The sequence below is a fragment of the Pantoea sp. ABR1s genome, assembly GCF_057812235.1.
Genome location: NZ_CM173823.1, coordinates 2,843,289 through 2,855,408 on the forward strand (window position 1 = coordinate 2,843,289; position 12,120 = coordinate 2,855,408).

General features: G+C 41.5%; 12 protein-coding genes and 1 pseudogene. 7 read left to right on the plus strand and 6 right to left on the minus strand.

The features are described 5' to 3' along the window. Nucleotides 1–27: 27 nt before the first annotated feature. A pseudogene (locus ACXKZD_RS13390) lies at nucleotides 28–225 on the minus strand (transposase); the annotation flags it as partial. Nucleotides 226–448: 223 nt separating this feature from the next. On the opposite strand from ACXKZD_RS13390, the gene aroQ reads away from it, so the two are divergent. Further along, on the plus strand, nucleotides 449–991 hold the full coding sequence (aroQ, locus tag ACXKZD_RS13395) for a gamma subclass chorismate mutase AroQ (protein WP_488981669.1): 543 nt from the start codon (nucleotides 449–451) through the stop codon (nucleotides 989–991). Between the two features lie 174 nt (nucleotides 992–1,165). Continuing rightward, a complete protein-coding gene (locus tag ACXKZD_RS13400; protein ID WP_488981670.1) occupies nucleotides 1,166–1,966 on the plus strand; it encodes a transporter substrate-binding domain-containing protein in 801 nt (266 codons plus the stop codon). A gap of 206 nt (nucleotides 1,967–2,172) precedes the next feature. Here the strand turns inward: ACXKZD_RS13400 and ACXKZD_RS13405 are convergent, their stop codons facing one another. Together ACXKZD_RS13405 and ACXKZD_RS13410 are read right to left on the minus strand one after the other, a co-directional pair. Continuing rightward, the gene (locus tag ACXKZD_RS13405; protein ID WP_488981671.1) at nucleotides 2,173–3,186 is read right to left on the minus strand and encodes a cyanophycin synthetase; all 1,014 of its coding nucleotides are present in this window, start codon (nucleotides 3,184–3,186) and stop codon (nucleotides 2,173–2,175) included. Between the two features lie 104 nt (nucleotides 3,187–3,290). Then, a complete protein-coding gene (locus ACXKZD_RS13410) occupies nucleotides 3,291–4,877 on the minus strand; it encodes a carboxylesterase/lipase family protein (protein ID WP_312545144.1) in 1,587 nt (528 codons plus the stop codon). A 1,043-nt stretch (nucleotides 4,878–5,920) separates the two neighbouring features. Here ACXKZD_RS13410 and dapC point away from each other — a divergent pair. Further along, on the plus strand, nucleotides 5,921–7,123 hold the full coding sequence (dapC, locus tag ACXKZD_RS13415) for a succinyldiaminopimelate transaminase (protein WP_488981672.1): 1,203 nt from the start codon (nucleotides 5,921–5,923) through the stop codon (nucleotides 7,121–7,123). 370 nt (nucleotides 7,124–7,493) lie between these two features. On the opposite strand, the gene ACXKZD_RS13420 is transcribed toward dapC, so the two are convergent. Then, nucleotides 7,494–7,628, minus strand: a complete 135-nt coding sequence (locus ACXKZD_RS13420) for a hypothetical protein (protein ID WP_260057725.1) — start codon at nucleotides 7,626–7,628, stop codon at nucleotides 7,494–7,496. 369 nt (nucleotides 7,629–7,997) lie between these two features. Between ACXKZD_RS13420 and ACXKZD_RS13425 the strand changes: the two genes are divergently transcribed. The 3 genes from ACXKZD_RS13425 (at nucleotide 7,998) to ACXKZD_RS13435 (ending at nucleotide 9,708) form a co-directional block, all read left to right on the plus strand. Beyond that, nucleotides 7,998–8,438, plus strand: a complete 441-nt coding sequence (locus ACXKZD_RS13425; RefSeq protein WP_008924520.1) for a GNAT family N-acetyltransferase — start codon at nucleotides 7,998–8,000, stop codon at nucleotides 8,436–8,438. Nucleotides 8,439–8,635: 197 nt separating this feature from the next. Beyond that, on the plus strand, nucleotides 8,636–9,109 hold the full coding sequence (locus ACXKZD_RS13430) for an NUDIX hydrolase (RefSeq protein ID WP_488981673.1): 474 nt from the start codon (nucleotides 8,636–8,638) through the stop codon (nucleotides 9,107–9,109). 182 nt (nucleotides 9,110–9,291) lie between these two features. Then, nucleotides 9,292–9,708 carry a GNAT family N-acetyltransferase gene (locus tag ACXKZD_RS13435; protein ID WP_488981674.1) on the plus strand — a complete coding sequence of 139 codons (417 nt, stop codon included), beginning with the start codon at nucleotides 9,292–9,294 and terminating at the stop codon, nucleotides 9,706–9,708. Nucleotides 9,709–9,789: 81 nt separating this feature from the next. On the opposite strand, the gene ACXKZD_RS13440 is transcribed toward ACXKZD_RS13435, so the two are convergent. Next, the gene (locus ACXKZD_RS13440) at nucleotides 9,790–10,248 is read right to left on the minus strand and encodes a GNAT family N-acetyltransferase (RefSeq protein WP_187500417.1); all 459 of its coding nucleotides are present in this window, start codon (nucleotides 10,246–10,248) and stop codon (nucleotides 9,790–9,792) included. 282 nt (nucleotides 10,249–10,530) lie between these two features. Continuing rightward, nucleotides 10,531–11,289, minus strand: a complete 759-nt coding sequence (locus ACXKZD_RS13445) for a carbon-nitrogen hydrolase family protein (protein WP_488981675.1) — start codon at nucleotides 11,287–11,289, stop codon at nucleotides 10,531–10,533. 223 nt (nucleotides 11,290–11,512) lie between these two features. Between ACXKZD_RS13445 and ACXKZD_RS13450 the strand changes: the two genes are divergently transcribed. Then, on the plus strand, nucleotides 11,513–11,794 hold the full coding sequence (locus ACXKZD_RS13450; RefSeq protein ID WP_052270836.1) for a hypothetical protein: 282 nt from the start codon (nucleotides 11,513–11,515) through the stop codon (nucleotides 11,792–11,794). Nucleotides 11,795–12,120 lie beyond the last annotated feature (326 nt).

Here is a 12,120-nt window from a genome sequence, read left to right on the forward strand (position 1 = left end):
CTTTTTGGGCGAAGTAAGCCAATGGGGGAGACGGAGGATCTCGGCCTGAGCATCTGACTGTTCTTTATTAGTGGAAGAATGCGGACCGTACTATTTTATCCATGCGTAAAGGCTGTGGGTGGTGATATCGAGATGTGTTGCAACGCTGGAAACAGAATGGCCACGATCAAAAACCTGTTTGACGGCTTCAATTTTAAACTCTTCTGGATAACGCTTACCATTTATGGGCACTTCTCTTTAAGCCATCTTAAATGACTCTGAGGTGTCAGTTAAAACCGTGACGATGATTGATTTGTTTGTTTTTTCTATGTCAAGATAAATACCTTAAGGCTTACACGTCGCATTGAAATACCATTGTCATGTATTTCACATTAAGACACATTTTTTTATGAAAAAATTTATTTATGCAGTGTAGATTAAGATAATTTCTCACCATTAAGAGGCCATTATGCTCAATCCTTCAGTGCTTTTTTCTTATCCCATTATATTATGTGCGTCGAATTTATTAAATTCAGGTTCCTCAGAAAAAATTGAACTCCTGGCATCTCTGCTTGTTGAGCGCTTAATGTTGATGGAAACTGTCGCCAGCTATAAAATGGAGTATCTTTTGCCTATTGAAGATCCTATTCGTGAACAGACTATATTAAAGCAAATGAGGATAAATGCTGAACAGACCGGAATTGATCCTGAATCTGTCGTAACTTTCGCAGACTCTCTCATGAAAGCAGGAAAAGCCGCTCAATACCGTTATCTAGCTGACTGGATTTCATCACCTGATAAACGTCAATTGGTTCAGGAACTTGACCCCATAAGGCTTCAGATAAGTCATCTGGACAATAGACTGTTAAGGGAAATAAAAAACTATTTAGATGTATCCCATTTTTCTGCGGAAGTATTAGTACGACTTGAAAATAATATGTCAGTACCAAAATCAAGTAAGACGGATATCAGAAATATATTATCAACTCTGAATGAAATAAGAAAAACGTAAAAAATAAATAAAATATTATTTGGCAAAGCATTCAATTATATAAGCAATATTACTTTCACTCTACAAATGACACGATGATGCATGCCATAAGCTATAATTACTTGATAAAATTAAAATTTTTGTCATTATTTTAAAAGAGCTAAATCTTTCTTATTAAAATTAAAGAGGTGATAAGTGAATTTTAACAACATATTAGCTTTAATATTTTTTTTTGTAATTTCAAATCCTGCATTATCCGCTGAAAAACAGATAATGCGAATTGGTGTCGATTTAACCTACCCCCCTTTTCAATATAAGAATCAAAATGGTCACCCTACGGGATTTGAAATTGAAGTAACGAATGCACTATGTAAATCTGTTCATTTAAGCTGCCAATATGTGGTAAACACCTTCGACACCCAAATTCCAGCACTTCTTTCTCGTAAAATTGATGTTATTTCACCCTTGGGGGTGACGAAAAAAAGAGAAGCAGCCATAGCTTTCAGCAATTACGTTTTCCATATACCTACTGTTTTGGTTGGCAGAAAGGAATATAATCTATTGCCTAATGCTAATAGTCTCAAAGGGAAATCAGTTGCAGTACAACAGGGCACAATCCAAGAAGCATATGCTAATAAATACTGGCTTCCTTCAGGAGTGATTGTTAAAAGTTATCCAGATTCTGAAGCTGTTTACCAGGATTTGTATGCCGAACGTGTATCTGCAGCGCTGTGTCCGTCGGTTGCATTAAAGTTTGGATTTTTGCAGACTCCGGAAGGTAAAGATTTCGAAGTAAAAGGGCAGGAAGTGACTGATGCAGACTTGTTTAGTGTCGGTTCTGCATATGGCATTCGCAAGAATGACAGAAAAACGCAAATAATAATTAATAAAGGCTTGGATAACATCATGAAAGACGGCACCTATTCAGCAATTAAAAATAAATATTTCGGAAATATGAGTATTGAAGTAAACGATAATTTATCCCGTTCTGGATAGCATCAATTAGAATAGCTTCAATAAGCTAGATACGCAAGTTTCATGAAAATGAATAACGAGTAAAATATTAAATTGTAAGTTAAAGAAAATAATTATTAGATAAAATGACTGAAATAAAAAATAGCAAATTTACTTCAGTCTTTTTTTATTTATTGGCATAAGTTAAAAAAATTATGGTAAATATTATTTTGAAAAAATTAGGAATCCTACTTATTTTCTTCCATTAAAATACGAAGGATTTTTGAATAAAAACTAATCACCATGTTAAGCTGTTTAGCTCCCAGCTTAGAGAAATTATCCATGCAAGGCGAATCATTAACCTCCAAAACATTCCATGTCTGTTTATCAGCTTTAGAAGTGATATCTTCACAAATAATATCTATTCCAGCAACACGTAGCCCGAGGATTTTACATGTATGGAAGGCTATACTAACGAAGTCTGGATGTATTTTATCAGTTACATCGACAGCTGTACCACCGGAAGAAAGATTTGCATTCGGAAAAAGTGTTAATTTGGCGCCTTTTTCAAGAACCGATTCTCTGTTCATATTGTTTTGAAGAAGCATATAATCAATTCTTTTATCATTTTTTAAAAGGTTTGTATTTATCCGACCGGAATCTAAAAGGCTAGCGATGTAAGAGTCGAGAAGTTTACTTACACTTGAAGTTCCATCCCCTAAAACATTCATAGGCTCCCTATTATAAACAGCAACAATCTCATTATCCAAAACCACAACTCTGTAATCCTTACCAGGACATGAACTTTCAACAAGTAAGACATCTGTTACTTCAAATATTTCCTTTGCAGCAAACAATAGTTCGTTATTTTCTTTAACCTGATAAACCAGATTACCTTCACTTGAATTGTTGGGTTTAATAAATACTGGCCACCCTAACTCCTGAGCATAGCCAACTATTTCTCTGGTGCCACGTCTATAATTTGTCTGAAGTCTGGTGCACAAATTGTCAGAAAAAAAAGTTTTCCCATCCGGTACATGAATCCCTTTTTTTGACAAAAAATATTTCGTATAATGTTTATCCTTGGCTATTTTAGCTGAACCCTCTAGATTAATATTAAGAGAAGTATTATAGAAAAGGTGAGATCTCTCATTCGGGAAAATCAACTCACCTGCAAACCCAAACTCGGGCTCAAGTTCTACTGTTATTCCCATTCTCGGTCCAATTGAGTTAATAATTAATGATGCGTAAGGATTTTTCATAATTATTTACAATCTCCGTAAGTTTTAATTGCGATAATTCTATAATCTGCAAAGCGAGGTTGATAGTTGTCATCGTTTTATAAATTCTGACGTTGATACTATCCTTATCTTCGCCCTATGAGCTGCTGTAATAACCTGTCCTTTTGTGTAATGACTTCACATACAGTATCGAACACCATAGACGCATTATTTTCAGGTGTGAAAGCCGGCCATTCCGGAATACCGCTATGATTTGGATCTCCATTTCGTGCAAAATTAACCCATGCCTTGCTCATGTTGTTTGAAAGGTTTTGAGCATCACATCCACCACCTGTCATATGATTACAAATATTTATATTATTAAAAACAAAGGGGATTTCACTACAATGAAAACTCATCGGCCTCCCATCAAGCAAAGGTGACTGCCAAGTAAAATAGTAAATATACGCAGCAGCACCTCCAGTCAAAGCTTTACTTTTAGCCTGTTCTATTGCTGCTCCTCTCACTGTACTTGAAGCAATTACTGACCATTGTTGAAATGGTCTAAGGTTAGGATAGATTTTTTTCACCATATTTACTGCTTCTTTTATTTTATCATTTTTTAGAGCATTACTTACTGCTGTAATTAACTCCTTATCAGTCCAGTCCCAATATTCAGGATGCCCAATCGCAGTTGTGAACTCATTAAACGTACTACCAACAAGAATTGGTATTTTCTTTAAATGCGAGGGTGTAGGATTGAAAGCATTTGCTGTAAGTATATGGCCGTCAAGCACAGGTGCCCAACCCATTAACTCGCTCGCATGGCGAAAATCAATTAGTGGATGCGGTTGAATTAACGGTTTTACAGCATAGCAAGCAGCATTAACTATTTCTAACGAGCTTAAGCCTTGTAATCTAGAAATTGAATTTCCATCTATGTTAAGTGCTTTAAGGAATTTATTTGTAACTGCGGATGATTGGTCCGGTGTAAGGTGGTAACCGAGCGAACCACTCTGTATTATTGCGCGATGAAACAACCCTTCCGCTGAAGGCATACCCATAAGAGCACAAATTTTCCCGCCGCCCCCGGATTGACCAAAAATAGTAATACAGTCTGGATCTCCACCGAATTCAGCAATGTTATCTTTTATCCACTCAAGTGCCAGAACAATGTCCATCATTCCTACGTTGGCAGAATATGCATATTTTTCTGCGTAATTCGAAAGGTCAAGAAAACCGAACGCATTGAGGCGATGGTTAAGTGAAACCATCACAACATCCTCATTTCTTGATATATTCTCCCCATCATAAGCTTTTAGTTCGTAAGCAGAACCAGTCATAAAGGCTCCGCCATGTAGCCAAACCATAACTGGTCTTTTATTGATGCAACTGATCTCTGTTGTCCAGATATTTAAACATAGGCAATCTTCATTTTGGGGGCCAATATTCCACTCGAACAACCATGCTTCTTCATCATTATCCCATGCATAATTATCTGGCTGCGGACAGTTAAAACCATAACTTGAGCAACTTCTTACTCCCCTCCATGGTTGCGGTTTTTGCGGTGGCATAAATCGCCCTGATCCGGATGTATCATCACCATAAGGAATTCCTTTAAAAATGTATACACCATTGCGTACGTAGCCATTTACCTTGCCATATTGAGTTCTGACAATTGGTGTTCGTGAGTTTTTGATCACATATGCATCTGGAGATATGTTTTTTTTCACAGTGCATGACCTCATGGCTATAAAATTTATTATCTAAAGAGAATAAAAATTCGAGATTTATAAAGGTTCGACTTTCAACAATTACTTGATGATAAATCTGAAATTAACTTTCTCCGCATTGCAAGGCATCTACCCTTTAATATCGCAACGCCTGAGAATTAATCAAAAAATTAATAAAATAAAACTTTATAACGCCGACTTAAAAATAATTTTATCATTGGATTGAGGCTAGCGCTCCACTTTCCTCTAAAAATCAAATTTAACAATATTCTTAATATTTAATGCGGACTTTTTATAGTTTTATATAATATTATGTTTATATAGAACATTCAATTAATTGTTTATTAACTTTGTATTACATTAACATATCAACCTCAAAATTATAAACCGTCAGTTTTATCCTAAATCCAATAGCCGTTTAATTTTCATTTACTTTCCTTCTAGGAAGGTAATTAGGATGTAATCTATAACTCCCTATACCTGAGAGTTCCTCATGAAAAAACAATTAATTTTGTTGCATTACACCTAAACAAACTTATGTCTGAGCATGTGCTGCTTCACTGATTACACTGCTCGATATCCTTCCCTTCATCCGGCTTCAGCAAGGATTTAATCTACATAAGTTATTATAACATTAAGCTACTATTTCCTTACAAAATGTAAAAAAACTTATGTTTTTTTTAAGGTACCTGATTACTAAGCTGCCGTAAAAACATGCCTAAATTTTTGATGGGCAGTATACTTTCATGCCTGCAGGAAGGATATAAAATATGGATTTTTTCCTTTTAATACATATATATAAATAAAACTTTAGGGTGTGCGTGTGTGGTCACACTATCGTGTATATACCTGGTGTTTATGGTCTTAGTAAGATACACAATGGTCCACGTTCAAGGCAAAAGAGGATGGCTTTTTCGGATTCTGAAGCGATCAGACAAATCAGCGAATGAGAACGATCATGATAAATAGTGGTCTCTAAGAAGGATTTGTGGCTCGCGTCACAAAAATTCCCTCAACTCAGAAATACTGGAGTGTTGGCCATTATGAACCCTGCGCTGAAACAACTTCATCCCTACCCGTTTGAAAAACTTCGAGCCTTGCTGGCTGAGGTTCAACCTGATGAAAATCTCACGCCAATATCATTGTCGATAGGAGAGCCTAAACATCCGGCCCCTGACCTGGTCAAACAAATGCTTATCGCCAGTATTGATAAGATGTCGGTGTATCCCGCAACCTTGGGTATTCCTGCATTGCGCGAGGCAATCATAGGCTGGTGTGAACAGAGGTTTGACGTTCCGACAGGATGGCTTGATGCGAGCCGTCACGTTCTTCCGGTAAACGGGACACGTGAAGCATTATTTGCTTTTACCCAGGCCGTTGTTGAACCGAATGTCGATGGCTTGGTGGTAAGCCCAAACCCTTTCTATCAGATATATGAAGGTGCTGCCATCTTGGCGGGCGCTGTTCCGCATTACCTGCCATGCCTTGAGAGTAATGGTTTTATTCCTGACTTTGAGGCAGTTTCAGCGGATATCTGGACACGTTGTCAAATTGTCTTCCTGTGTTCCCCCGGCAACCCTACCGGTGCACTTATCCCTATCGAAACACTGAAATCACTCATTAGCCTTGCGGATAAATACGATTTTATTATTGCAGCCGATGAATGCTACAGCGAGTTGTACTTTGACGAGCAGGCGCCTCCTCCAGGCTTAATGACTGCGTGTGCTGAACTTGGCCGTAGCGATTTTAAGCGCTGTGTTGTTTTCCACAGTCTTTCAAAACGTTCGAACCTTCCGGGTCTTCGGTCTGGATTTGTGGCTGGCGATGCAGAAATTCTCAAAGCATTTTTGCTTTATCGCACATACCACGGCTGCGCGATGCCGGTGCAAAGCCAGCTCGCAAGCGCCACTGCGTGGCGGGATGAGGCACACGTTCGCGACAACCGTTCTCTTTATCGGGAAAAATTTGATGCGGTTCTGGAAATTCTGACCCCCGTTCTTAAAGTGAACAAGCCTGACGGAGGTTTTTATCTTTGGGCAAAAGTTCCTGGTGACGATACAGATTTCTGCCGTCAACTCTTTGGCCATGCACATGTTACGGTTATTCCAGGCTCCTATCTCTCGCGCGAGATTGACGGCATCAATCCGGGCTCAGGTTGGGTTCGAATGGCATTGGTTGCATCGGTTGCAGAATGTGTGGAAGCGGCAATACGTATACGGGATTTTATGTCTATCTATCGTATTTAAGCATTTATAACAAAGATCAATTAGTCGGTGGTATCAAACTTAGATACCACCGACTATCACTAATTCTCTGGTCAGGTTTCAAGCATATAAAAAGTTAAAAAAACCTCTCATTTTTAAATTTTTTCGCCTCAATTCTAATTCGGGGAAATCCGGCCCTGCCGGAGTTTTACCGAATGGCGCAGCGGGAAAACCGGCGCGTTCTGCCCTGGTGTTGGCCTGCCGGTTCCCCCGCACCCACTATATGTAGTATCGGCAGCAGCTGAGAAAACCACAATATGTAGTTATCAGCGCCGCAGCGGCGCGGGGCAGGGTGCCATTCGGGAGAATTGGCGTTTTACCGAATGCGGCAAAAAAAGGCCCGGCACCCGGCCTATTTGTTACGGAACGATCTGACGAGGATGATAACCATCGCCGTAATGGTGATCGCCGCGCCCACGGCAGCGCCGCCGATCACCCAGGGTTCGTGTTCTTCAGACGTAAAAAAGGTGATGATAAACTTCGGCATGCTAATTCCCCGCTTGCAATCCCGCCCGGTGACGGCAGCGGCTACTTTATACCAGAGCCACGCAGGGGAACTACTACGTCAAGTTATCTGTGCGCGGCGTGAGAGTTTTATCGTTCGGCAGAATCAGGGTTTTACCGCGCCCATGTGAGTAGCAAAAAAAAATTGCCTCGTGGTGGTATTGAAGCAAATTACAATTGCTAGTGTCCGCTTCTGGCACAAGGTGGGCTGGCTAACTGAGCTGAAGGTCCGCTATGAGCGAGAAGCGGACATGACGTGCGGTATTGAGCTCGCCCAAGGTTCTATGCTTCTGTAAAGGACAGGATTATATCACTCTCAAAATTTATCGATTTTATATGTGGAATAAGACTAATGAATATCAATATAAGACCAGCTCAATTATCTGATGTTGAAAGTATTTTTACTATCAGAACGTCTGTTGTCGAAAATCACCTAAGCCGTGAAGAGATGCAGGAGATGGGCATAACCGAAAGTACCGTGAGCAATATGATCGAAGAGAGTCGTTGCGCATGGGTTGCGACAGATAATGATAAAGCAGTGGGCTTTTCGATGATTTTAAGGGAAAAAGGCTCTCTTTTTGGTCTCTTTGTCCTTCCTGATTATGAAGGCAGAGGCATTGGTCGCAGACTTACAGAGATTGCGGAACAGGCGTTGTTCAAACATCACGAAGTTGCCTGGCTGGAAACCGATAAAAACAGCCGTGCGGCTAAATTCTACCTGCACCTTGGCTGGGGTAATATGACAACGTTAGATGGCGCTTATATTCGATTAGAGAAACAACGTGGTAGTTGACCTTATACGGCTCTCTTTAAGTGCCTCATCAGGCATAGCGCAGATATGTCAGCATAGTGAGGTCCGCTATGAGCGAAAAGCGGACGTTGAGTGAGATTAAAGCTGTAAGAAATTACAGACCTATAGGGCGATTCAGGCTGCAATTTATGTTTATATAAATATTGAGAATCAGTATTTAAGCTTTTTAAGGGGGATATATGCGCATTAGACCATCATCTCGATTGATCATTCTTTCGCCTGAAAATCATGTCCTGCTCTTTAGGTTCTGTCATAAAGATGATGCTCTAAGGGGAAAAACATACTGGGCAACTCCGGGAGGAGGGCTTGAAAAAAATGAATCTTTCGAGCAGGCCGCTATACGCGAATTATTTGAAGAAACGGGATTGAAAGAAACATTAACAGGACCAGCAGTAGCGTCCCGAACCTTCACAATGATGCTACCAAGTGGGGAGACAGTACTTGCTGATGAGCGTTTCTTTATGATTAATGCAAATACAGTAGATCTCGATCGTTCAGGATGGAGTAGCAATGAAAAGGAACTCATTCGCGATCATCATTTGTGGACAATAGAAGAGCTCATACACACCAATGAGACAATTTTTCCACGCGACTTAATCATTAACATACTTGAAAACAAGTCGGCCGGATCTTCGACGTTAACTGCGTCATGATATCTTGAACGTCCGCTTCTGGCACAAAGCGGGCTGACGGCAGGCAAGGTCCGCTATGAGCGAGGAGCAGACGTTTCACTTATGACAACTGAATGTTCTAATACGTTAAACATAACTTCACTGTTGCGGATCATTGCTCATAAGCTTATAAAATCAGAAACCTATATGGAAATGAAGGCACTATGAACATTTCAATCAGAAAGTTACTGCCGCTAGAATGGGATCATGCTTACAGTCTGATTTCACAGCTACGGAACATTTCCAAAGAAAAATTTATCGAAAGCGTCAGAATTCAGACGTTGAACGGTTATGAACTTGTTGGCGCATTTGGCAATGAAAAAATGCTTGGCTTGATGGGTTTCCGTCCCGTTCATACTCTGGCCAGAGGATCACATCTCCATATTGATGATTTGATCGTAGATGAGGCTTTAAGAAGCACAGGGATAGGGAAAAAATTGCTGGATTTTGCCACCACTGAATCAGAAAGCAGGGATATGAACTTCGTGTTCCTTGATGCCCGACAGCAGGCGATACCGTTTTATGAACGGAATGGCTTTGTGGCTCACACATCACCTTCAATGAAAAAGCATCTCCGATAAAACCAGATAGCCTGTTCATAGGTGGGGGTGCGGACATTATAACTTTACATCTACACCCTTTAGCAACATAAAAACATGAAGTTAAGGAAGTTTTTTGCACATAAAAACACTCAACGGATCTGTTGCATAAGGTGGGAATGAATTGCATATCTCATAAACGCATCTACGATAAAGTGCTATAGCCGCTTGCTGGTGAATCCCTGTTTCAAGCTGCAAAAGGCTCGAATTCTTTTTTGAAGCAATCGTCTCGATTGCGCTGACTATCTGTTCTCCGAGCTTCCTACGCCGATATTCCGGTCGAATATAAACCCGCTTAATCTCAGCTGAGCCATTTTCATGAAATAGCAAAGCACCACAACCTGCAGGTAAGCCACCTTCATCACGTACGATAATGCACCGGAGCTGCTCATCAGTAACTGTTGAAAGATCCAGGCAGTGATTACTTTCTGCAGGATATAGTGCGTTCTGAAAGGCATCGAGTTCGCTTACTAGCCACAGTAGGTCAGAATCACTTTTATCTACTTCTGAAATGCTGAACATTCGCTATCCTGGATTCAGTTTTAACTACTGAATCTAACATAATGTTCCATCTATGACGGCCTTCAGTATTTTACATAGGAGTGCATGTGAAACATCCGCTTCTGGTACAAAGCGGACTTACACGTTGGCCCATGTCCGCTATGAGCGAAAAGCAGACGCTGGCCTTTCAAGCTATCAAACCACAGGAGATATGATGTTCAGCAAGAAAAAAGCGCCTCTCTGATATGGCAGAAAAGCGCTGAGGAGCTTGCGAAAGAGACATGCTGAGCTTACTCACTCTTTTTATTTACGCAGGCAAATCACCTGCCCGGAGCATCCATCATCCTGTAGGTCCATGATGACCAGGGCAGCACAATCCTCCGGAGCCTGAGCAATAAGTTCACCCCTTGCATCCCATGCGGCGCTTTTTCCGACCGGTTTCCAGCCGCCTGACGGACCACAGTAATTGGCCATCAGCGTGGGCATGGCGTAAAGTCTGGCGTAGCTTTGCAGCTGCCCTGAATCTTTATCAAACCCGCCGGCGCTCAAAACGGCATTCAGATACACTTCAGCACCCTGCTGCACCGTGCGTTCTGCATGTACTGGCTGCCCTGCATCTGCGCATATGGCTATGCCGACATTAAATGACCTTTCTTTAAAAACGCACTCAGTATCACCAGCTGAAAAATAATCGGATTCTCCCGGATGGAGATATATTTTTCGGTAACAGAAAACAGGCCGTTTTGATGAAATCACCCATGCACCAATAGCCGGTTTTCCCTCTCTTACACGCAACGGTGCGCCCACAATAATCGTCATATCGTATCTGTCAGACAATACCTGAAGCGGACTCAGACAGCCTTCATCAGCCAAAGCCAGCTCTTCAGCCATTTCTGGTTCATAACCCGTCAGAGAAAGTTCCGGAAAAAAGATAAGGTTAACGCCCGACGATGCCGCAGACTCAATCAACATTTCGTGATAACGAATATTCTCATCAATAAGGCCGCGCGCCGGAGCAAACTGTCCTGCTGCGATTCTTAACCTTCCCTGACGACTGTCCATGCTTTCTCCCGTGCGGTTTTTTAAAAGTAGCCAGTTACCATACGAAAATAAACATCCTGCGTCATCTGTAACGACGCGCTCTTTAGAAGGTCCGCTTCTGGCACAAAGCGGACGTTCAGCAGGCTAAAGTCCGCTATGAGCGGGAAGCAGATATCGACAGAACCTTTCCTATGCTGGCGTTTTATGTTTTCCTTCGCTTAGCCATCTGAACTAGGACTTCGCCATGAAAATCTACTGGACCCACAAAAGTATCCCCGAACTGAAAGACTTATCTATGAGGGAGCGTGGAAGGCGTTGGCGGAGCGCGTATAAATCGGCTTTCCGGCACTGGCAGATCTGGGGTGGTCTCGTTCTCTGCGGAGTCCTTGCTGGCGCGGGAGCGTACTTTGGCGGCATAGTCGGCACCGTAATATTAGCTGGGCTTGGCGGATTTATTTACAGTCAGATCGTGACACTCGTTGTCCTGAAAAATTATCGTCACCGGCTGAAGGACGAAGCAAACTAATCTTTCAAGACTTTAAGGCTGCAAGACTCAGCAAGTTACACATAACGGTTCTTCGTTCATACGTCTTAATGTATGCCTCGTGGTAGCAAATCATAGTCAGCCAGCTGAACCGCACTGGTCCCCCCACAGCTATGTGGGCAAAAGGTCTGCGGCACGCCAATAACGCTGGCGTTGCTCGGTCGCAGTGATTTTTTCGGTTGCTGAAGCGCGCAGTTATGTTGAAACGCGCATACCCCCCCTCTTTCAGCTGACCGTAAGAAATCCTGGTTGTCAGAGGCAGGTGCCTTATTGCGCTAACCGCATACAGGTAATCACGCGACTGGCAT